Here is a 23,005-nt window from a genome sequence, read left to right as displayed (position 1 = left end):
CCTCCTGCAAAAGAATCTACCGCTTATGCCAGTGTTTAATCTGTAAAAACAAAGGATGAATTATACTAATTTTAATATACACGAAGAATTTTTTATAGATATGCAACGCTGCATTGGCTGTAAAGCCTGTGAAATGGCCTGCGCCGAATGTGAGACTAACGGTCAGGAATCCTTAATCAGCGTCAATTATGTGGATCGGGCTTCGACGGTGCAAACCACCGTTCAGGTGTGTATGCATTGTGACGACCCGGTTTGTGCCAATGTGTGCCCCGCCGATGCGATATCGAAAGATGAACACGGAATTGTGCACACTGCCAATACCGAAAGATGCATTGGTTGCTCCAATTGTGTTTTGGCTTGTCCGTTTGGCGTGCCGAAAAAGGAAGAGTCCTACGACTTGATGATGAAATGTACGATGTGTTACGACCGAACCAGCATTGGCAAAAAACCAATGTGCGCTACGGTTTGTCCAAGTGGTGCTTTGTTTTATGGAACAAGAGCCGAAATCGAGGAGATGCGTCCGAACAGTACGCCAATTAATACTTTCATTTTTGGTAAAGAAATTGTCAACACCAAGGTGAATATCATGATGCCGAAGGGAAGTACAGAGCTAATTATATACTAAGTATAAGTATTAAGATTTTAGAGAATAGAGAGTAGAATATAGAAAATCGAAATGCTTAGATTTTTAGTTTGCAGATAACTTCTGAAAAACTTGAAACCTTAAACATTAAACTTGAAACAAAACTTTTTACAAGATAAAAAAATGTCAAAAGAAGATAATTTAAATAAAAATTGGAAGAAAGACTTTCCAATCCTCAAACAACAGGCGACTAATGTAAGCCGTCGTGATTTTGCCAAATTCTTGACCCTGGTTTCAGGCGGACTGATGGTTGGCAGCGGACTTGTAGCAGCCAAAGCCTATCTGCTTCCGAAAGAAGAAGTCGAAGGAGAACATTTTGTATGCAAGAAAGATGAGGTTCCATTGGGTGGAACCCGCGCTTTTGTGATTGAGGGAAGTACAATTCCCTATATTTTGATTCACCTCGAAAATGGGGATTTCAAAGCTTACGAGCAAAAATGTACTCATCTTTCGTGTTCCGTGTTTTACAAACCCGGCACTGGAATCATCCATTGCCCATGTCACGAAGGCTCTTTTGATGCCAAAACAGGAGATGTTCTGGCAGGCCCTCCTCCAAGAGCATTACCAAGTTTAGAAGTTTTTTTCAAAGAAAATGACATCTATGTCAAAGCGTCACAGCATGAAGAACATGCCGTGTAAAAACTAAAACAGAAAGCTATGAGTACCTTTAGAACCAGTCAAAATCAAGCGAATCCCAACAAGCTCAATAACATTCTTTCGACTTTGATATTCATATTAATTTTGAATGTCACCATACAGATTTGGTTGCTGTACGCCTCGTTGAACAATGCTTTAGAAAATAATAAGGAAATTTTAATACCCGCATTTATTGCCTCATTAATTTTGTTTTTAATAGGCTTTAGTTGGTTGTATTATCTGCCTTCCGGGAATAAACCGCAACAAAAATAGAGGCTGGAAAGCCCTTATTTATTACAATCCTGGTTTAACGGCCGGGATTTTTTATGTCGAAAGATTAATTATTTCGGATTATCCGTTTTACTTCGATAACTTACTTCTATTTCATACAAGGTGTTGAATTAGAGTAAAATATTGGAAAAGTAAAAAAAATACCGAAGCGTAATCTTCGGTATTTATATGCTTATTTCTAAAACTCAAATTCCCCAATAAGAATTTTGCTGTCGCTTTCGCGCTTGTTTTGTTTCTGACTTTGGAAAACAGCAATTTTACGTTCTTGTCTTCCATCATTATAGTGTAAATACACTTCTGCCATTACAGTTGAAGGTCCGGAAAGCATATTTTGTCTTTCGCCAAAGAAATTAGTTTTAATCTTATATTTTCCTTTAATAGCATTTTTTAATAAAAATTGTTCTGGCCCAAAACCGCGAGTAAAGTCATTGCTTAATCTACCACCAATTTCTGTCGATTTATTGGAGTAGGAGCAATCTTCGCCTCTAGGATCTGTAACCCAAAGATCAATATCGGTATTGTCTTTATTCCAGTTGATTACTATTCGAATATCTACTGGGAGACTTACTTTTAATCGGTCGTCAATTTTGCTTGCATCAACATTTTTGTTTTGAATCAGAATATTGTTGATTTCGATAATCAAAATCTCTTCAATACCATTATCTCTCATCGAAATTTCATCGGTATACTCCTGATATAGCATCGATTTATAGATATTAAGAGCTTCCTGAGGCTTTTTATTATCTAACAATGCCAGTGCATAATCTCTGTGGCTTTGAGCATCAAAAGGTCTCCATTCTAGAATTTTTTGGGTTATCCACAATTCTTTTTCATAATTTCCTCTTTGTTTTAGCAGATAATGTATTGTCTTGTACAATTCTTCATTTTCCAAATCAAGTTCGGCCAATGTGCTTAAAACTTTTAAAGAAAGTACTTTTTCTCCCTTTTTGAATAACAATTTTGAGATATCAAAATAGTAAGAAACCTGCTTTTCATATTTTGAACGATTTTCCAAATATTTTTGGTAAATCAATTCAGGTGTTTGTAAAGCCTGAAAATCTTTCATGTATTCTTCGTTGCTTTCTACATCTATCAAAGTTATTTTTCCTCTTGGTTTAGCTGTAGAAAAGTTTTGATCTGATTCGTTTTCAGCCATTGACTTGTATTCACTATTGGTGCTTACCGCTTCACTTAATGCTTGCTTAGAAACTGTTGGATATAACTTTTTCTCTTTAGGTTTATATTCAGCTTCCCACCAGGTTTTTAGTTCGCGTGTTACATCAAAAGCTTTTGATAGAAGGTTTTTTCTTTGTTCAAAAATTTGTCTTTTATTTTGAGAAACGATTTTGTTGTATTCTGATAATAATTCCTGAGGCGGAGCTATTTTGTAACGCACATAATCATAAATATCTTCTAATACGATAAGGCTGGTATTTTTACTTACTACTCCAAATTGTTCACTTAGATTTTTGATTTCGTCGCGATTTTGAGTTGGATTAAGTTCAAGGTCATTGATTTTTCTTTGTGCCCAAAATTGTGAAATTGGCCAATTATCTGTCTCCACAGCTGTGCTAAAATCAACAGGTACTTCATAATTTTTATTTCCTACTGAAAAGACTGCAGTAAGTTTGCCCAAATTTGGAGTAGAAATTCCAAATATATTAACAGGTTCATTTACGACACTTCCAACATTTGGAAACAGCTCTTGTATATTTGCATTTTCTTTAAAACCCAAAAATTTAACTGCTTGTCTGTTGAATGTTTTTAGGGCTGACTGAGTATCTAATTCATTAAGATTGATAAAATTCCCTCCTGATTGAAACGCCAAAAGTTTAAGCAGATTAAAATCTGAAGTTGGTGTACTTACAATACTATTTAGCGGTTTTTTGAATTTTATGGTTAAATCGCCAAAGTTTGAAATCCCATCAGAAAATAAAAGATATTCCTCAACTCCTGAAATTTCTTTTAATGCGCCAAAGTCAGTTCCACCATCATATTGGAGAGTAATAATTCTGTTTTTCAGCTTACTCCAATCTCCTGCTGAAACAGTAAAATCTTCAGCTTTTTCTAAAACATTATTCAAAAGAACAAAAGTTACCGAGCTATTTTTGTTTTCTGAAAAATAGGCATTAAGAAAGTCAATTTCCTTATCATGATTTCGCTTTGACCCACTAAACGAATTATCCCAAATGATGGCAATTTTCTGAGATTTCGGTTTTTCTTTCACGGGGAAATCCATAGATACGCTTGCCGCAAAATACGATTTGTCGTCAGAGGCCTTTTGCAAAAGAACATTAGAAGACTGATTTATTTTTGGAATTGCTATTTTTAGACTTTCGTTTGGTCTGAAATTTTCTTTGTTAATTTCGGCTACCCATTGATTTCCCTGTTTTTGAAAAGTAAAACTGCCATCTGGATTTTCTATAATTTTTGGTGTTACAGCATTTTCAGAAATCAATACTTTCAAACTAAATTTCGGGATACTTGCTGTTGAATTAGCAAAATTTAAAAAATACTGATAATCAGTTGCAGCATTTTTAAGTTCCTGATGATAAGTAATCTTAATTGTTCTACTACCTCTCACAGGAATTGGATAGATTCTTGTTCGGAAATTATTTCCCTCTACTTTTTCAATAATACCTGGATCTACATTTCTTTTTTCGACACTTTCGAAGATTTCTTTGGCACGTTCTTTTGGGACAGGAACCGCATCTCTCATCTTTCCGTTAATGTCCAGTGCATAGCCGCTTACGCTCACACCTTCAGGCAAAGGAATAGTTAGTTTTCCTTCTAAAAGTCGTTCACTAGGATTGTAAAACGTATAAGTTGCTGTTGTAGTAGCAAGATTTCCGAAAATCTTAGTGTCAATTTTTGCTTCTTGAAGTATTACTGGATGCGTTTTTAGATTTTGAATGTCTAGTGTTGGAATCTGTGAAAAAGCGACACTAAAAAAGAGTAGTGCGCATAAATTGTAAATTTTATTCATGTGAAAATGATGTTTTTTATTTGATTAGAAATGAGAAAAAATCAATTAGTTTTTTGCCTAATGATTCAATTATAGGTCATTAATATGTTTAGCAACAATTCCAAAATTGATTCCTTGAACCTGATCGATTCCACTGAAATTGACTGCAATCAGATAGCCACACTCATTAAATACCGGAGCGCCACTGGCACCATGCGTAGAAGTGATGCTATATTGGATTTTATTACCATCCGATTCTTTACTGATTTGACCGTTGTAAAGTTGGACTTTAATTCCTGAATTTGTTTGAGCCAAATCCATTCCTAACGGATAACCAATCATTATTGCTTTTTGTCCAGGCATTAAAGATTGATCATCTTCAACTGCATTGTCAAGATCGACAATGTTTTCTACACTTTGTGGTGTTTCATGATTTGTCAACTGTAAAAGGTCTAAATCAATATTGGAGTCTTCTGAAATTTTATTGATTTCACAACTTAGCCAATTTCCCTCTGAGTCATGGAGTGCAACCTCAATTTCAATGGTTTTTACATATACTTCAATATCATCTTTAGAGACATATTCTTTAACTGGAATAGCTGCGGCAATATCGGTAGTTTCTTTTATTGTATCTGTTTCTGCGTCATTAGAGCTGACAAAATCCTCACCTGTTGACTCTTGATTTGCTTCACCATTATCTTCATAATCTCCTTCATCGTCACCTTCATCATCACCTTCATCTCCATCATATACAGACGCTGTTTTCCAATTGCGACTGATGAAATTTTCATAGTCGTCTTCAGAAACATCTGTGGTAAGAATTGAAGCAATCTTCATTCTCAGATTTCGTATATTGCTATTCACTTTTTCGCTTTCCTCATTTGACGAATTCCATGGTTGCAAAACGTGGTTATTGGTAACTATATTTCCTTTTCTATTAACAAAAAAACCTGTTCCGTAAATTGTTTCTTCTTTTGCATCTTCATCTTCATTAATCTGGATTTCTATTCCTTTGATTTTTGCAAAATATCCATATCTGTGTTTGATTAGTACAACTGCATCCTTATATGTATTATATATTTTGGTGTCTGAACCTAAGCAAATATTTTTTCTTTCTTTTTTATAATATACATAACCAGTTAAAGAAAATAGTGATATAAAAACTATACTTCCTAAAATAATAAATGCTCTTTTGAAACGACTTTTTTTATTGCCAATAGGTGTTAAATCTCCGTTTGGTTCAATTTTTCTAATTTTCATTATGTTTTATTGTTTTGTATTATGGATCTATTTTAATTTTTCAAATGTAGTAATTTATGTATAAATTATAATTATTTTAACAAATATAATACATCAAAATAGATAAATATTTCATGTATCTTTAAAAAACTTAGCTTATTCGAGTGCTTGATTTTAAAAAGGTATGAGTGAGTTTTATGCAAAAAAAAAAACAGTCTCCAAAATATTTTTTGAAGACTGTTTTTTTATATCTTAGGTTTTATTAAATGTCCTTTGAGGCATATTTTACAAATCCACCTGCATTTCCATTTCGCTCGATTGATTGCTGAACGATAAGATATCCAATGTCAATCATGTTGTTTAATTCGTACAATTCAGTTGAAACTAAGTGGTTTTGAATGATTTCGTTAATTTCAATTTGCATGTTTTTCAACGTTTCTTTGGCTTTTGATAAATCCGAATCAAATCTCACAATTCCTGCATTTTGACGCATCAATAATTGCAGTTTTGCTTTGGTTGTAGCAATATATTCAGTTGAGGTTTTGGTTTTTGATTGAATAGGCCAATTTGGGACAGTGCTAGTTTTTTCTGAAGCTACGAATGGATTGTCGGCCAAATAATGATATATTTTATCCGAATAAACCAAAGCTTCCAAAAGAGAATTCGATGCTAATCTATTAGCTCCATGTAAACCTGTTCGGGAACATTCACCACAAGCAAATAAATTTTCTACAGATGTTTTTCCATTGCGATCAACGACAATTCCACCGCATAAATAATGTTGGGCAGGAACTACAGGAATCCAATCTTTCTCAAGATCAATGCCCAAGTCTTTGCAATGTTTGTAAATCATTGGGAAATGATTTTTAAAAGCAATCATATCCAAATGCGTACAATCTAAATAAACACACTCATCGCCCGATTTTTTAAGTTCCAAATCAATGCTTTGAGAAACAATATCTCTGGATGCCAGATCTCCTCTTGAATCATAGTTCTGCATGAAGAAATCGCCTTTTTTGGTTCTCAAACGAGCACCAAAACCACGAACGGCTTCTGATATTAAAAATTTGGAATCGCTACTATTGTCGTTTAATGCAGTTGGGTGAAATTGTATAAATTCCATATCCTTAATCACAGCATTTGCGCGGTATGCCATTGCAATTCCGTCGCCCGTTGCAATGATAGGATTTGTGGTGTGTCCATAAAGATGTCCAATACCACCAGTTGCCAATAATGTGAAATCAGATTGATAAGTAAGGATTTCGTTAGTTTTTTCGTCAAGTGCATAAGCACCTACGCAACGATTATCTTGAGTAATTAATTCTAAAGCAAAATGATGATCCAGTACAGTAATGTTTTCTTTTTGCATTACTTGTGCCAAAATAGCGCGTTGGATTTCATGCCCGGTCTGGTCTTTGTGATGCACGACTCTGTTTTCTGAGTGCCCGCCTTCTTTGCCCAAGTCAAAAGTTCCTTTGGCATTCGTGTCGAATTGAGCTCCCCATTCAATTAATTCTTTTAATCGTTTTGGGCCTTCGGTGACAACCATTTTAACTACAGCTTCGTCACACAATCCGTCTCCACAAATCAGAGTATCTTCAATATGTTTTTGATACGAATCTTCAGTTTTATCAGTAACAATTGCAATTCCGCCCTGGGCGTACTTTGTATTTGACTCGTCAGCGTTAGCTTTGGTTATAATAGTGATATTTCTCTCAGGAAAACGATTGGCCATTTTGAGTGCAAATGTCAAACCTGCAACTCCAGAACCTATAATTAAATAATTGGTTGTACTCATTTATTATGATAATTCGAGCATACGTTCGATAGGGATTAATGCTTTTTCTCTAATGTCATCTGGGACATTAACTTCGGGGGTTTCATTTAGTAAGCAATCATATACTTTTTGCAATGTGTTCATTTTCATGTAACCACATTCACTGCAAGCGCAAGTATTATCCTCGTTTGAAGGAGCTGGAATCAGAATTTTATTTGGTACTTCCTGTCTCATTTTATGCAAAATACCAGCTTCTGTAGCGACAATAAATTTATTGCTTGGATTGGTTTTTACATAATTAATCATTCCTGCAGTAGACCCAATATAATTAGCTGTTTTTAGAATATGCGTTTCAGATTCTGGATGTGCAATGATTTCAGCGTCTGGATTTTGTTTGTACAAAGCAATCAGTTTATCTAGCGAAAATGCTTCGTGAACCACGCATGATCCATCCCAAAGCAACATTTTTCTGCCCGTTTGTTCCATTACATATTTACCTAAATTTTTATCTGGAGCAAAAATAATTGGTTTGTCTTTTGGAATAGATTCTACAATTTTAACTGCATTTGATGATGTTACCACAATGTCTGTCAACGCCTTTACTTCGGCAGAACAGTTAACATAAGTAATTACAATATGATCAGGATGAGCTTCTGTAAATTCTTTGAATGAGTCGGCAGGACAAGATTCAGCCAGTGAGCAACCTGCTTTTAAATCTGGTAAAATAACTTTCTTGGTTGGGTTTAATATTTTGGCAGTTTCGGCCATAAAGTGAACTCCTGCAAAAAGGATAATATCGGCATCAACTTTCATTGCTTCTTGAGATAATCCCAAGCTGTCTCCCACATAATCAGCCACATCTTGAATATCGGATTCTTGATAATAATGCGCGAGTATAACCGCATTTTTTTCTTTTTTCAATTCCAATATACGCTCTTTAAGACTTTTCATTTTTTAAAAACTTTAATGGTGTTTTTTTAATTGAGATTAATTCTATGCAAATATAAGGTAAAACTTTGAAGCTACATCTGTACTGAAGCTATCTAATTAAACTCAAAAAAGACGTTTTTGTTAAAAAAAATCTTATTCTGACTTTGGCAACCTGCAAACTTAATGGAATATGTTTCTTGATAACATGATAATTATCAGCTTTTAAGCGAATTAGTATAATGACCTTTGTGCAGAATTTAATTACCGAATTTTTAGATATATGACAACTAAAAAACCCCTACACACTTTTCATATTCCAGTAATGGGATTGGCTTATACAATCGATAGTCCGATACGAGTGGCACAATACGGAATTTCGTCCGTTGTTTCTATTATCGATGACGATTTAATCGAAAAAATGAACGCTTTCTATAGCGAAAAATTTAAAATTCCGTATCAGGAAATCACAGAAAAGATTCATGATTACAGAGCACAACGAGTTACTTCTTATTTGAATTTGATGGATACTATCGTAAAAGATAAATTCGAAAAATTTAAAGTTGAATTAGCAGAAAGCAAACAAGCTTTAGAGAATTATATTGCGATGTTGCCTAATAGATCTGAAATTAAAAAAGGACTTCAAAACCTTATTGATGAAGGAATTGCTGTGAAAGATTCTATCAAAAATTATCTGGAAGAGAATCTTTCTCCAGGTGAAATTGATGTGAATATAATGACCAAAGTCGATAAAGATAATTTTATCAAAAACGAGCAACTGCCAGTAGAATTCAATGATGCGCATGCTTCACTTCGTGGTTTTGCTAATAGCAATTTGTCTTCATCAGTGGTTCTTTCTGCGGGAATGAATCCTAGATTGTACGCTTATTTTGAGAACTTTCCAGTCTTTTATCCAGATGCTAATGGCAAATTGCAAAAGAAAATTATCCTAAAAGTAAGTGACTTCAGATCAGCGATGATACAAGGAAATTTCCTCGCTAAAAAAGGACTTTGGGTTTCTGAATATCGTATAGAATCTGGTTTAAACTGTGGTGGTCACGCTTTTGCTACTGATGGTTATTTGTTAGGTCCAATTTTGGAAGAATTTAAACAAAAGAAAGAAGAATTAATACAATCAGCCCATGGGTTGATGGCAAAAGCTTTGGAAACAAAAGGAATGCCTATTCCGGCAATGCCGTTAGAATTGAAAATTACTGTTCAAGGTGGTGTTGGTACTGCCGAAGAACATGAGTTTTTGTTAGAAAAATATCAAGTTGATTCTGTAGGTTGGGGATCACCGTTTTTATTGGTTCCAGAAGCGACTTCAGTTGATTCTGAAACTAGAGCATTATTGGAAAAATCAAAAGAAGATGATTTTTATTTGAGTGGTATTTCGCCTTTAGGAATTCGTTTTAATGCTGTAAAAGGAACTACTAATGACTATTTTAGACAGAAACGTATTGACGCAAATAAAGCAGGAAGTTCTTGTCCGAAAAAATTCTTGGCTTTAAGTAAAGAATACGGTCCAAAAGGAATGTGTCCAGCTTCTAAAAGTTACCAAGATTTAAAATTAGAAGAATTGGAAGCTGAAAAAGATTCTCTGTCTCAATTGGCTTACAATAAAAAGAAAAATAGCATTACCGAGAAATCATGTTTATGTGTTGGGTTAGCTAATACTGCTTATCTTGAGAATGATATTAAAATAAAAGGACAATCTCAAGGAGTTATTGTTTGTCCAGGACCTAATTTGGCTTATTTCGACAAAGAAGTTTCTCTTGCGGATATGGTAAAACATATTTATGGAAATGCTTCTGTGCTTGGAAACACCGAACGCCCAAATGTAATCATCAATGAATTGAAAATGTATGTTGATTATTTGAAAAATGAAATCAATGAATTTTCAGAGCAAATTACAGGACCTCAAATCAAAAAATTAAACGCTTTCAAGAGCAATTTGAATGAGGGAATCGAATATTATCAATCATTATTAGCTTCTAGTAATTGGTTTGAGAAAAGTAAACAAACTATTGAAAAACAATTGCATTCGTATAAGAATGAGTTGCAACAGCTTTTTATTCCGGAATTAGCAGTAGTTTAAATTAGAAAAAGACTTGATGAAAATCAGGTCTTTTTTTTGCCTTATCAATTTTATTATTTAAAAAACTTCAAAAATAGTTACCAAAGCACTCGCAGTAGTCATAGCAAGTATCGCGAAGATGATAAAGGTTAATATAGTCAAAAAGAATACTTTTATTTTTGATAGCTTATTAAAGAATTGTTCATTGGTCCAGATGTATAAGATCAAATCAATAAAGAAAATAATATTAAATAATTTATTGAATGTTGGAGTTCCGTTGTAGTAATAAAACAAAGGGAGCAGTAGAATTGATACATATAATTTTTGAGCCGCTTTGTAGGTATTAAGGATAAAATATTCTATGAAATTATACCCTTGCTTTCTAAAACAAATTACTGTGCCTATAGTATGTAAAGGGATAAAGGCTAAGGTTATCAAAGAAAAATGAGCATTTATCCAATCACTTATTGTTTTAGGATTGATATGTTGATTTGGATCACCATTCCCTTCAATTTTGATTGGCATATCTATTTTTAATAAATGTGCACTTGCTGCATAAGCTGTTGCCAAAATAATTACCAAAGAAATAGGTTTGAAATGCCTTACGCGTTTCCCTTCAATAAATTCCCTGATTGTATGTCCAGGTCTGGTAAATAGTTCCTTGGCCGTATAGATTACGCCTTTGTCAAAATGTAGAAATCCGTGTTGGATGTCATGCAATAAATAATGAAAATTGAGTTTGTGTGTATCCGCGGGTTGTCCACAATTACTACAATAATGACCTTTGTAGATTTGAAGGCAGTTTTTACAAATAATTTCCATCTTTAGACTTTTAAGGCTAAATAATACATTATCAGGTAAATATAATGTTTTATTTAAAAAGTTAAAATAGAAATTTTATTTAATCACGGAACAAACCTTCGCGTTTTAGTTTTATTAAGTAAAATATCGAACAAATAAAATATTGTTTTTTATTAATATTTTAAAAAAGTATCTCCGCTCTTAATTCCCAATGCTAATTCTTCCAAATTGGTATTTTCAAGCATGTGGGCCAATTCATTTCGTATGGATTTGAATTTTTCATGCATCGGGCATGGGTGTGCATCAGAACATTGGCTAAGTCCTAAACCGCATCCTGTAAAGACGCGATCGCCCTCTAGAGCTCTTACTATTTGCGCCAACTTTATATCTTTCATCGTTTCTCGCGGAATTTCAAATCCGCCTCCAACTCCTTTTACAGAATGAATGAGATTATCTTTGGATAAAATTTGAAGTATTTTAGCAGTAAAAGCCTCTGGAGAATCAATTTTTTTTGCAATATCTTTTAGTCCAGTTCTTTTGTTTTGATGAGATTGTGAAGCTATAAAAATGGTAGCTCGGATTCCGTATTCGCAGGTTTTTGAGAACATATTTTGTTTTTTACAAATTTAAGAAAATAGTTTTATTCTGACTATAAAACACTGTAGTTTTGGTTGAAAAAATGATGTTTTTTTATGTTTTTTTGAATAAGCTGGCTAATACAAATATCAAGCCGACAGGTAAGACAGTACTAGCTAAAAATAAATTCAAATAATAATTCGGAAACGTGCCTTTATTGAGATACAACCAAATGCCCTGAAGGAATAAAAGCACTTCGGTTGCAACAAATCCCAACAGAAAAATATTGATTCCGAACTTCGAAACTGCGCTTTTATTTACGAAATTATTTTGCAACACAAATCCAAACAGAAAGCCGGTAATAATTCCCAACATTGTCAGATGAATGTATCCAACTACAAAATTCCTGATTTCGTGTGATACGTGAGCCAAGTCGGGTACCAAAACTACTAACTGAATACTGATTTTTAGTAATAATGAAAATAGCGCAAATCGATAGACCGTTTTTTCTAAAAAAGATAATTCTGTAAAAAAAGCTTTAAGTTGTGGTTTAATAATTCGAATAAAAAGTAGCATCGCAATTAATTGTAATAATACACCAACAACATTTATCCAATAAAAAATAGGATTAGAAAGGTACCAACTCACAGGCAAGGCCAATGTCAGGACTGTCGCGATCACAAATAAAATATAACATAGGCGAAAACTTTTCTCATCTATATTTATTTTGATTTGGTTAAAAAATAACGCCAGAACAGCAAACAAAAACCAACCATTAAACTGAAAATGAAGGAAAAACTGAATCGCAATTTGGTAGAAAGCACTTGCCTTACCCAATAATCCAACAGCTGGACCCAAACACCAAACGCCAAGAGTGGAGAAAACCATAAAAAACAATGAGGTTCGCAACATTCTTTTTTCAGGGAAAGTGCTAGGTTTGGCATCTCTCAAAATTAAACGAACAAAATAATAACTGCAAAAAATATGCAAAGTCGAAAATAAGATAGAAACAAATGCATAACCTTGGGCAGGAAAATCTATCATCATTCCGATCACAGCTACTTCGGTAATCCAAAATAATCGATTGTAGATGCGTTTTTGTTGTTCTTCTTTTGGTACAAAAAAATGAATAATCAGACAGTATAACATCAAGTAAACCCAGCCCAGCATGGCAACATGAGAATGTCCGTGCATTAAAAACTGAAAATTCACACCTTCAATTGGGACAACATACATCAAACGAAGAAAAAGGCCCATAAGTGCTGCAATAAAAAAATTGAGAAAGCATATTAAGAGCCAGGATTTTTTCATGATGATTAGTTAAAACAAAGTGATTATTTTACGCGTTGGGTGTAATTATTTTTTTACCACATAGAAACATTGATTTTATAGTTTTTTTAAAAATGCTAAATAACCGTTTCACTTCTCACATAGTAATCTATGTGAAACTAGTGCTATTTCTATTTATTCTTTACAGATTAAGTATAAAATCTATGTTTCTATGTGTTTCATTTTTTTTATTTATACTGGATTACACCTCGCGATTAATAATTTTTATACCATGTATAAACTTCTTTCAATGCTTTTTAAAAACCTCCAAAACGGATAAATGATCCAAAAATTAGCATTAAAACTCCGATGATTGTTACTGATAGAATGTGAAAAGTCATTTCGGGTAATTTGCTGGAATCTGTTTTTAATTTGGGTAAAACTCTGAATTGTGCGCTCAATGCAAATGCAACTGTGAGTAGCAAAAAAAACAGTTTTGTAGAAACCACTTTTTCGATTGGAGTTTCAAATTGGAACCAATATTCAATTGTTACCCCATATTTGTACGCCATTAAAATTCCAGTAATTATTAATAAAGCCAAAGCGGTCATGCCAACAGGTTCGTATTTTCTTTCGTAGTTCAAAATTATTTTAGGGTCTTTCTCTTTTAGCGCTTGTGGCAAATAAGCAAAACAAATCAATAAATGGCCGCCAACCCAGATGGCAGCGCTCAAAAGATGAATGATTAGCAAAAAATGATGATTCATACGATTTTATGTGTTGTAATTTTAGTTCAAAATTACCCTCTAAAACATATTTTTATATTTTCTGTCGAAAGGGATTCGTTTTCTAGCTCTCTGAATGAATGTTCCAGTTTCTTAATTGTGGTAACATCATTTTTAAAATGTTGAATATAGTAATTTCCTGTATAACCAACATTTTCTAAATAACAAATCATTTCGCGAATGTCTTCTTTTTTTAATAAATCTGAATGCACGGTGGTGCGAACTTCAAATTGAATATCTTTTTGCAGCAATAAATGCAATGATTTTTCGAAAGCAACAAAAAGATTAGACTGTGTAATTTTTTCGAAATTGTCAGGCATCGCTTTAAAATCAAGCGCTACATAATCAATAAGTCCTTTTTTAATTAATTCTTCAAGCACTTCTGGTTTTGATCCATTGGTGTCTATTTTGACTAAGAAACCCATTTCCTTGATTTCGGTAATAAAGTCAATGCTTTTTTTGTGCAATAAACATTCGCCACCACTAAGCACTACTGCATCTAGCAATTGTTTTCTGCCTTTGAGAAATTGAATGGCATTTTCATAAGAAATAATTCCTTTGCCAAAAACAATTTCGGGATTATAACAATAAAGACATCTCATATTGCAGCCTGCAAACCAAAGAATGCAGGCTGATTTATGAGGATAATCTAATAACGTAAACGGGGTTAAGTTATAGATTGGTTTAGCAACATCTTGCTTCTGTAAAATGAGTTCGTTGTCTGTGTTCACCTTTTTTTCCTATATTAAAACTTTCTACTGGTCTGTGATAGCCCATTACTCTCGTATACACCAAACATTTTGTTCGTGATTCCTGATTTTTTTCTAAAATTTGTTCTGCCGTTATTTTCATAGTTTTTATTTAAGTTACTGTGTTACTAAATTGCTGAATTACTGAGTTTAAAATTGTTTAATGGCTTAAGAATGTTTAAACTTAAAGCATCTTAAACCATTAAACGTTGAAACAACTAAACTATATTAAGATTTTCTTTTTGTTTTTCTTCAATCAAAATTTCATCACATTTCGGGCAATATTCATGTTCTCCATTTAAGTATCCGTGTACCGGACATACACTAAATACCGGCGTTACGGTGATATATGGCAATCTGAAATTAGATATAACTTTTTTGACAAATTGTTTGCAGGCTTCTGGAGAACTTATTCTTTCGCTCATGTATAAATGCAATACTGTTCCTCCTGTGTATTTGCATTGCAATTGATCTTGTAAAAGCAAGGCTTCAAAAGGATCTTCTGTATGATCTGCTGGAATTTGCGAACTATTAGTGTAATAAATATTTTCGCCTTGTCCAGCTTGGATAATATCCTCAAAACGTTTTTTATCTTCTTTGGCCAAACGATATGTCGTTCCTTCGGCTGGAGTGGCTTCAAGATTGTAAAGATTACCTGTTTCCTCCTGGAACTCTTTCATTCGGTTGCGAATGTGTTCCAGAACATCGGCTGCAAATTCAATTCCGGTATCAGATGTGATCGTATCTTCATTATTGGTGAAATTCTGAATCATTTCATTCATTCCGTTTACCCCAATTGTTGAAAAGTGATTTCTGAAATGTTGCAAATAACGTTTGGTATAGGGATACAATCCGCGGTCGTACATCTGTTGGATAAACGCTCTTTTTTTCTCCAAAGTCGATTTTGAAATATATAAAAGCTGATCCAGTTGTTTGTACAATGCCTCTTTGTTACCTTTATTAAGATATCCTAAACGAGCCATGTTTATCGTAACAACACCAATACTTCCGGTCATTTCGGCACTTCCAAAAAGACCATTGCCACGTTTTAGCAATTCACGCAAATCCAATTGCAAACGACAGCACATACTACGAACCGCATTTGGTTTGTAGGCATTCTCGTTTTCAACTTGATTACCATTTTCATCTAAAATATATTGGCTTCCGATGAAATTTTGGAAATAAGAGGAACCAATTTTAGCTGTGTTTTCAAAAAGAAGATCGGTATTTTCTCCATCCCAATCAAATTCTTCAGTAATATTCACCGTAGGAATAGGGAAAGTAAAGGGTTGTCCGTTGGCATCGCCTTCGGTCATTACCGTATAATACGCTTTGTTGATAAGATTCATTTCTTTTTGGAAATGTTCGTATCTCAAATCCGTAACTCTGGAAGCACCTCTTTTTTTGGCTCTGATTAATAATTCGGCTGTGACACAATCTTCAAAAATATGATGATCGTTTTTGGTAGGAATCTGTGTTTTTAAATCCTCTGGAACAACCCAATCCAAAGTGATATTGGTAAAAGGTGACTGACCCCAACGTGCGGGAACATTCAAATTATATACAAAACTACGAACCGCTTTTAATACTTCATCAAAAGAGAGGTTATCCTTGAAAACATAAGGGGCCAAATACGTGTCAAATGAACTAAATGCTTGTGCTCCTGCCCATTCACTTTGCAAAATCCCTAGAAAATTAGCCATTTGTCCAAGAGCTTCTCTAAAGTGGGATGGAGGTCTACTTTCTACACGGCCTCTCACACCATTAAAACCTTCATTGAGTAACACTCTCAAACTCCAACCAGCGCAATAACCCGTTAAGCAATCTAAATCATGAATATGAAGATCACCATTTCGATGTGCATAACCTTCTTCTTTAGAATATACTTTATCCAACCAGTAATTGGCAATAATTTTTCCCGCCACATTATTCACTAATCCTGCGTTAGAGTAGGATGTATTGGCGTTGGCATTGATTCTCCAATCGGTTTGTTTGACATATTCTTCGATGGTTTGCGTGCTGTCTACATAAGTCGTGTCTTCATTTAAACCTTCGACATGTTCACGTTGCAGCTTTCTGGTGTGGCGAAACAACATAAACGAACGCATTACTTCGAAATGCTTTTTCTCGAAAAGTGTTTTTTCAATTAAATCCTGAATTTCCTCTACAGCCCAAACTTCTTCTGCGTCAAGTTGAATTAAAATGCTTTCAAAAATATTTTCATCAACATTTACAGAGACACTTTTGAAGCTTTTTTCAATAGCATCTTTAATTTTAAAAGGTTCAAAAGGTCTGTACTTTCCTGTTCTCTTGATGACAAATTCGGCCATAGTTATTTTTTTAATGTTTTATATTTATTTAAAGATGAGCGTTGAAATCTTTTTCAAGTTTGATCGCTTTTGGAAACAAAATATTATTTTCCAAATGGATATGTGTATGTAAATCTTCTTCAAATTCCTGCAACATCGCAAAAGTTACTTTATACGTATTGCAACCATCTGCTGGCGGTGTATAATTGTTGCTCAATTCAGCAATTTTTCTGAAACGTTCGCCTTCTGCATCGTGTTCGTGTTCCATCATGGCAATTGGGTTTTCGACAGTCCCAAAATGAGGTTGCTCAATTAAACGATCAGTTATTGTTGCATCAACCATTTTTTTGATAAAAGGAAATAAGATCAACTCTTCTTTTTTCATGTGTTGAGCCAATTCTCCTGCGCAACCTTTAAAAAGCTCGTTAATTTCTATTAGTTCAGGATGATTTGCACCATGCACTCTGCTTAATTTATCTAAAAATTGAAGAAGAACTGGTGTTTTTTCAGCCACATAACGGTGGTGTTTTTTTTCAATATAATCGGCTAATAAATCAAGTGGCCAAGAATTAAAATCGATTCCGGAATCATTTTTAGAAGCTAAAATCACTTCTATTTCGTTTAATAATTGCTCTGGATTTATTTCTTTTTTCTCACAAACTTCTTCAAGAGTTCTATTCCCTTTACAGCAAAAATCGATGCCATATTTTGAAAATAAAGCTGCAGTTCTAAAATCTTTTGCCACATATTGACCTATTGTAATTTTCTCTAAAGTTTCCATATTGTTATTTTTTTAAGATTAAAATTATACCACAAAAATAGTGATTTTTTAAATAAAAGACAAACTTGTCCTTAATTTAACATAATATTTTAATTTACTTATAAATGGTTGAAAAAGAAAATAGTAGGTTTTTTATTTTCTCATTTTTTGATTAAACAATTTTAGGATTATTTGCGATAAAGGAATATGATTTTTATCATGTTTTTGACAGAACTTAAGAACATTTTATTGTTGAAAACTCAAAAAAAATTATCATAATAAGTTACCTATATATATTAGTACAGTAAAAATTGGCAGACATTTTTTTTCATAAATATTTTCTAATTTCTGTATAAAAGACAAAACTATCCTTTATCTTTGCGAAAAATAAAGGACTTCAATGTCTTTTATTAGAATAAAAAAATATTCAGATTCAATTTTAGTGTTACAATTAAATAAAATAGTATGGCAACTACAGAAAATTATCAAGCCTTAGCCGAAGGTCATCCAGTTTCAATTTATTTTCAGGAAAGAGAATTAATTATTTCGCTTTTAGAAGAAATCAAAACAACAAATCCTTCGGAAGATTTACCCAAATACATCAATATTTTTCATCAATTATTAACTATAGAGAAGCGTTTTGCACGCAAAGAAAATCAGCTTTTTCCTTTTTTGGAAAAAAGAGGTTGGACGGGACCATCACAAGGAATGTGGTCGTTTCATGACAATTTGAGAGAACAGTTCCGATTGATTCAATATTATATCAAAACTAATAATCCAGAAAAAATTAGTATCAATACGCCATTTCTAACAGATGGTATTTATAGATTGTTGGGAGTAGAAGAAACCGTTTTGTTCCCGAATTCATTAGAATTATTGCAAGATGAAGATTGGATAGAAATGCGAAAAGGCGAGGAGGAAATAGGCTGGATGCTTGCTGAAACTCCACCTGCTTTCCCCAAAGCCGAATATATTCATCCCAGTCAGGATTTTACGCAGAGAGATTTATCTTTTTCACTCGAAAACACTTCGCATTATGATGAAGGTTATATGACGGTCGAGCAAGTGAATTTGCTATTAAGAACCATGCCACTAGATTTGACTTATGTGGACGAAAATGATAAAGTGATTTTTTACAACCGAGGCGAAGAACGCGTTTTTCCAAGAAGTGCCGGCATAATTGGCCGTGAAGTGAAATTTTGCCATCCGCCGAAAAGCGTTGGAACGGTGCTTAAAATTTTGGAGGAATTTAGAAAAGGAACCCAAAATGAATCTTCATTTTGGATTAATTATAAAGATCGCTTGATTTATATCCGATATTTTGCTGTGAGAGATGTCAATAAAAATTACAAAGGCGTGATTGAGATGTCTCAGGATATTACTGATATTAAGAAAATTGAAGGTGAAAAAAGATTGCTGGATTGGGAATAATACTGATGTTTTCTATAAAATACCGATGTTGGTTTTATAATTAATTAAGTTGGGTTAAAATTTTTTGTAGAAAAAATTTGCATAAAAATATAATAAATATTATATTTAATGTACTGATTTTCAAATTGTTAACCAATTTAATTTCTTATGGTTTGTTTTGATAAAATTACTGAAATATTTTGTCCTATGTCCTTAAATAACTTTCGATTTAAATTTGAAGCATTGACTTCGCTTTATAGTAATAAATCGAATTCAGGTAATTTACATTTTTTTCTAATTATTTTTTAAAGTATATATAAAAGTTAATAAATATGATATTTATCATTATTTGATTGAAACTCAAATCATACTTTTACCAGACAAATAAGAGACAACGTTATCCTTTATAAAGAATTTTCATTTAAAAAACATAGCTAATCATGAAAAAAACAATTGATTTTATCAGTTTCGGCAAAGTAGTTTTCTTTGCTTTGTTTACCGCTGTTATTTTCTTCTCTTGTAGCAAAAAAGAAGAAGAAAAAAACGCAGATTATTACCAAAAAATTAAAGTCGAAGGACAAAAAGAAGCGGAACTAACGTCTCCACCTTTTGTACCAAAACCTGTAGGTGACAGACCAGCAATGCGCTTGGTCGTTAATTTAGAAATCAAAGAGCAGGAAGGCGAAATGGTTGATGGAACAAAGTATATTTATTGGACTTTTGGAGGTTCTGTTCCGGGAAGTTTTATAAGAACCAGAGTAGGAGATGAGGTTGAATTTCACTTAAGAAATCACCCAGATAATAAATTGCCACACAACATCGACTTGCATGCAGTTACAGGTCCAGGTGGTGGAGCAACATCTTCACTAGTAGCGCCAGGTCACGAAAAAGTATTTAATTTCAAAGTTTTAAACCCTGGATTATACGTATATCACTGTGCTACAGCGCCAGTGGGAATGCACATTGCTAATGGAATGTACGGTTTAATTCTTGTTGAACCAGAAGGAGGTTTGCCACCTGTTGACAAAGAATTCTATGTGATGCAAGGGGATTTTTATACTAAAGGAGCTTATGGCGAAAAAGGGGTTCAACCTTTTGATATGAATAAAGCTATCAAAGAAGAACCAGATTATGTTGTGTTTAATGGTAAAGTGGGTTCAATCGCAGGAGATAAAGCTTTGACTGCCAAAGTAGGAGAGACTGTTCGTATTTATATGGGTAACGGTGGACCAAATTTGGTTTCTTCTTTCCATGTAATCGGTGAGATTTTTGATAAAGTGCATATTGAAGGCGGTGATGCAATTAATAAAAATGTTCAGACAACTATGATTCCTGCGGGAGGTTCGGCAATTGTTGAGTTCAAAATTGATGTTCCGGGAACATTTATTTTAGTAGATCACTCTATCTTTAGGGCTTTCAATAAAGGCGCTTTGGGAATGCTGAAAGTAGAAGGAGAACAAAACAAAAAAGTTTACTCAGGAACAACTCAGGAAGGTATTTATTTGCCAGAAGGTGGAAATATTCAAAATATGCCTGAAGGTGAAAAAGTAGCTAAAACAATTGTGGCCAAATCAGTTCCAGAACAAATTAAATCAGGGAAAGCAATTTTTGGAACAACTTGTTTTGCGTGCCACCAATCCGAAGGGCAAGGAGTACCAGGAGCATTCCCTCCATTGGCAAAATCAGATTATTTGAATGCCAATCCAAGCAGAGCAATCCAAGCTGTAATAAAAGGATTAAGTGGAGAAATTACTGTAAATGGCAAAAAAATTAATAGTGTGATGCCAAGTCAAAATCTATCGGATGAAGAAATTGCAGATGTACTGACTTATGTGTACAACAGTTGGGGAAATAATAAAACAGTCGTTACGCCAGCAATGGTAAAAGCTCAAAGATAATAATAGAATACAATTTAAATATTTATAAAATCATGAAGAAATACATTTTAGCAGCTGCACTAATTGGATTAGGATTGAAAGGTTTTAGCCAGGATGCAAACAAAGGAAAAGACGTTTACACAAAAACGTGTATCGCTTGTCACCAGGCAACAGGAGCTGGAATTCCAGGAGCATTTCCTCCATTAGCAAAATCCGATTATTTGAATGCCGATGTTAACCGTGCTATCAAACAAGTAATCAAAGGGTCATCTACTCCAATTACTGTAAATGGAAAAAAATACACCACACCAATGCCAGCTCAGGCTTTGAGTGATCAACAAGTTGCTGATGTACTAACGTATGTTTATGCAAGTTGGGGAAATAATAAAAAAGTAGTGACTCCAGCAATGGTGAAAGCTCAAAGAAAATAATAAATTTGACCAAAAAAGAGTTCCCATGTTTCTATTTAAAAAATCGACAGCCATCTTTTTATTTTTAATATCAATGTTAATGGATGGGACTCTTTATGGTCAAAATGCAAAAATGGCGCCTATAAGTGGTGGGACATTTGTCCCACTTTATGGTGCGACTACTCAAAAACCGGTCAAAGTTTCTTCATTTAATATTGATGTTTATCCGGTTACCAATGCAGAATACCTAGCTTTTGTAAAAAAATATCCAGTGTACAGCCGTTCCAAAATAATACGCTTGTATGCTGATAAAAGTTATCTCAATCAATGGGCAAGCGATTTTGATTACGGAAAAAATAATTTGAGTAATGCTCCTGTAACCAATGTTTCATGGTTTGCTGCCAAAAAATATTGCGAATGTCAGGGAAAACGTTTGCCAACAATGGACGAATGGGAATATGTCGCTATGGCTGATGAAAAACGCACTGATGCCCGTACCAAAGAACAATTCAATAAATACATTTTGTCTTGGTATGAAAAACCAAAAAGCTATGCCAATCCTATTGGTCAGACTTTCAAAAATTATTGGGGCGTTTATGATATGCACGGTTTAGTTTGGGAATGGACATCTGATTTCAACAGTATTTTTCTTTCGGGCGAATCCAGAAAGGATAAAGACACTGATAGGGATCTCTTTTGCGGAAGCGGATCAGTAAACGCTACCGACTTGATGAATTATGCGGCTTTCATGCGCTATGCTTTTAGAGGAAGTCTCAAAGCGAGCTATACTACCAAAAACTTGGGATTTCGATGTGCCAAAGATTAACAAACCTTTCGGGATCTAATAAAAATTAATCAAAATGAACGTAATTCAATTTCAGAAACAAAACGGATTCTTCAGAAAAGCTGGAGCCATTTTACTCGCTTTGTCACTTTTTGCTATGCTTTTTAGTTTTGAAAGTTGTAATAAAAAAGGAACTCCTGCAGAAGATAAACCAATCTCGGATTTGTCTATTTACAATTTGCCTTCCGAATGGACCAATCAAAATGGTCAAAACATCGAAATGAAAGACTTGCGCGGGAAAGTATTGGTAATGGTGATGATTTACACTTCCTGCAAAGCGGCTTGTCCAAGATTAGTGGCAGATATGCGCAATATCGAAAAACGTTTGCCGGAAAATATTAAAGAGAATGTAGAACTGGTGTTAATCAGCATTGACCCCGAAACCGATACTCCAAAACGCTTAAAAGAATTTGCTATTGCCAATAAAATGGACAGCGGACAATGGGAGTTTTTGCGTTCAACTGAAGAAAATACCAGAGAATTTGCCGCAGTTTTGGCTGTGAATTACAAGAAAATTTCACCTTTGGATTTTTCTCATTCTAATATTATAAGTATTTTTAATTCCGAAGGAGAATTAGTTTTCCAACAAGAAGGATTGGGTGTGAACTCTGACGCAACCGTTCAAAAAATAACCGAAGAAGCCGCTAAGCTAAACTAAAA

20 protein-coding genes and 1 pseudogene are annotated in these 23,005 nt (G+C 33.8%); 9 read left to right on the top strand and 12 right to left on the bottom strand.

Features of this window, described 5'->3' with window-relative positions:
- The first annotated feature begins 55 nt into the window (after window positions 1–55).
- From VLC96_RS16150 to VLC96_RS16140, 3 genes are all read left to right on the top strand, one after another.
- Window positions 56–625 (top strand): 4Fe-4S dicluster domain-containing protein, encoded by a 570-nt coding sequence (locus tag VLC96_RS16150; RefSeq protein WP_325264567.1) that lies wholly within the window; start codon window positions 56–58, stop codon window positions 623–625.
- A 240-nt stretch (window positions 626–865) separates the two neighbouring features.
- Window positions 866–1,282, top strand: a complete 417-nt coding sequence (locus VLC96_RS16145; RefSeq protein WP_325264565.1) for a Rieske (2Fe-2S) protein — start codon at window positions 866–868, stop codon at window positions 1,280–1,282.
- Window positions 1,283–1,300: 18 nt separating this feature from the next.
- Window positions 1,301–1,552 carry a DUF6755 family protein gene (locus VLC96_RS16140; protein WP_173503714.1) on the top strand — a complete coding sequence of 84 codons (252 nt, stop codon included), beginning with the start codon at window positions 1,301–1,303 and terminating at the stop codon, window positions 1,550–1,552.
- A 196-nt stretch (window positions 1,553–1,748) separates the two neighbouring features.
- On the opposite strand, the gene VLC96_RS16135 is transcribed toward VLC96_RS16140, so the two are convergent.
- The 4 genes from VLC96_RS16135 to nadA all read right to left on the bottom strand — a co-directional run bounded on the left by VLC96_RS16135 (window position 1,749) and on the right by nadA (window position 8,502).
- The gene (locus VLC96_RS16135; protein WP_325264562.1) at window positions 1,749–4,556 is read right to left on the bottom strand and encodes a DUF2135 domain-containing protein; all 2,808 of its coding nucleotides are present in this window, start codon (window positions 4,554–4,556) and stop codon (window positions 1,749–1,751) included.
- A gap of 69 nt (window positions 4,557–4,625) precedes the next feature.
- Window positions 4,626–5,795, bottom strand: coding sequence for a S1 family peptidase (locus tag VLC96_RS16130; RefSeq protein ID WP_325264560.1), 1,170 nt, complete (start codon window positions 5,793–5,795; stop codon window positions 4,626–4,628).
- 241 nt (window positions 5,796–6,036) lie between these two features.
- A complete protein-coding gene (gene nadB / locus VLC96_RS16125) occupies window positions 6,037–7,572 on the bottom strand; it encodes an L-aspartate oxidase (RefSeq protein ID WP_325264558.1) in 1,536 nt (511 codons plus the stop codon).
- 3 nt (window positions 7,573–7,575) lie between these two features.
- A complete protein-coding gene (nadA, locus tag VLC96_RS16120; protein ID WP_325264556.1) occupies window positions 7,576–8,502 on the bottom strand; it encodes a quinolinate synthase NadA in 927 nt (308 codons plus the stop codon).
- A gap of 259 nt (window positions 8,503–8,761) precedes the next feature.
- Between nadA and VLC96_RS16115 the strand changes: the two genes are divergently transcribed.
- Window positions 8,762–10,576 (top strand): hypothetical protein, encoded by a 1,815-nt coding sequence (locus VLC96_RS16115; protein WP_325264555.1) that lies wholly within the window; start codon window positions 8,762–8,764, stop codon window positions 10,574–10,576.
- A 57-nt stretch (window positions 10,577–10,633) separates the two neighbouring features.
- Here VLC96_RS16115 and VLC96_RS16110 read toward each other — a convergent pair whose 3' ends face one another.
- The 8 genes from VLC96_RS16110 to ric form a co-directional block, all read right to left on the bottom strand.
- Entirely contained in the window at window positions 10,634–11,377 is a 744-nt protein-coding gene (locus VLC96_RS16110) for a DUF3667 domain-containing protein (RefSeq protein ID WP_325264553.1), read from the bottom strand.
- A gap of 152 nt (window positions 11,378–11,529) precedes the next feature.
- The gene (locus VLC96_RS16105; protein WP_325264552.1) at window positions 11,530–11,964 is read right to left on the bottom strand and encodes an RrF2 family transcriptional regulator; all 435 of its coding nucleotides are present in this window, start codon (window positions 11,962–11,964) and stop codon (window positions 11,530–11,532) included.
- Between the two features lie 82 nt (window positions 11,965–12,046).
- On the bottom strand, window positions 12,047–13,189 hold the full coding sequence (locus VLC96_RS16100) for a hypothetical protein (RefSeq protein ID WP_325264551.1): 1,143 nt from the start codon (window positions 13,187–13,189) through the stop codon (window positions 12,047–12,049).
- A gap of 329 nt (window positions 13,190–13,518) precedes the next feature.
- Complete coding sequence (locus tag VLC96_RS16095) at window positions 13,519–13,968, bottom strand: CopD family protein (protein ID WP_325264550.1); 450 nt, start codon at window positions 13,966–13,968, stop codon at window positions 13,519–13,521.
- 32 nt (window positions 13,969–14,000) lie between these two features.
- Window positions 14,001–14,717 carry an anaerobic ribonucleoside-triphosphate reductase activating protein gene (locus VLC96_RS16090; RefSeq protein WP_325264549.1) on the bottom strand — a complete coding sequence of 239 codons (717 nt, stop codon included), beginning with the start codon at window positions 14,715–14,717 and terminating at the stop codon, window positions 14,001–14,003.
- Window positions 14,671–14,838, bottom strand: a complete 168-nt coding sequence (nrdD, locus tag VLC96_RS16085; protein ID WP_325264547.1) for an anaerobic ribonucleoside-triphosphate reductase — start codon at window positions 14,836–14,838, stop codon at window positions 14,671–14,673. The genes VLC96_RS16090 and nrdD overlap by 47 nt, the downstream gene beginning before the upstream one ends.
- Before the next feature lie 115 nt (window positions 14,839–14,953).
- Entirely contained in the window at window positions 14,954–17,065 is a 2,112-nt protein-coding gene (locus tag VLC96_RS16080; protein WP_325264546.1) for a ribonucleoside triphosphate reductase, read from the bottom strand.
- Window positions 17,066–17,093: 28 nt separating this feature from the next.
- A complete protein-coding gene (gene ric, locus VLC96_RS16075; RefSeq protein WP_325264544.1) occupies window positions 17,094–17,825 on the bottom strand; it encodes an iron-sulfur cluster repair di-iron protein in 732 nt (243 codons plus the stop codon).
- Between the two features lie 444 nt (window positions 17,826–18,269).
- Here ric and VLC96_RS16070 point away from each other — a divergent pair, with 444 nt between their 5' ends.
- From VLC96_RS16070 to VLC96_RS16050, 5 genes and pseudogenes are all read left to right on the top strand, one after another.
- A complete protein-coding gene (locus VLC96_RS16070; protein ID WP_325264542.1) occupies window positions 18,270–19,235 on the top strand; it encodes a DUF438 domain-containing protein in 966 nt (321 codons plus the stop codon).
- A gap of 419 nt (window positions 19,236–19,654) precedes the next feature.
- Window positions 19,655–21,112 carry a copper-containing nitrite reductase gene (nirK, locus tag VLC96_RS16065; RefSeq protein ID WP_325264540.1) on the top strand — a complete coding sequence of 486 codons (1,458 nt, stop codon included), beginning with the start codon at window positions 19,655–19,657 and terminating at the stop codon, window positions 21,110–21,112.
- Window positions 21,113–21,189: 77 nt separating this feature from the next.
- Window positions 21,190–21,522: pseudogene (locus VLC96_RS16060) on the top strand (c-type cytochrome); the annotation flags it as partial.
- 25 nt (window positions 21,523–21,547) lie between these two features.
- A complete protein-coding gene (locus VLC96_RS16055) occupies window positions 21,548–22,327 on the top strand; it encodes a formylglycine-generating enzyme family protein (protein WP_414655578.1) in 780 nt (259 codons plus the stop codon).
- Between the two features lie 115 nt (window positions 22,328–22,442).
- On the top strand, window positions 22,443–23,003 hold the full coding sequence (locus tag VLC96_RS16050; protein WP_325264569.1) for an SCO family protein: 561 nt from the start codon (window positions 22,443–22,445) through the stop codon (window positions 23,001–23,003).
- The last annotated feature ends 2 nt before the right edge of the window (window positions 23,004–23,005 follow it).

The sequence above is a fragment of the Flavobacterium sp. genome (genome assembly GCF_035456085.1).
GTDB lineage: Bacteria > Bacteroidota > Bacteroidia > Flavobacteriales > Flavobacteriaceae > Flavobacterium.
This window is presented reverse-complemented; position numbering and strand designations above follow the sequence as displayed.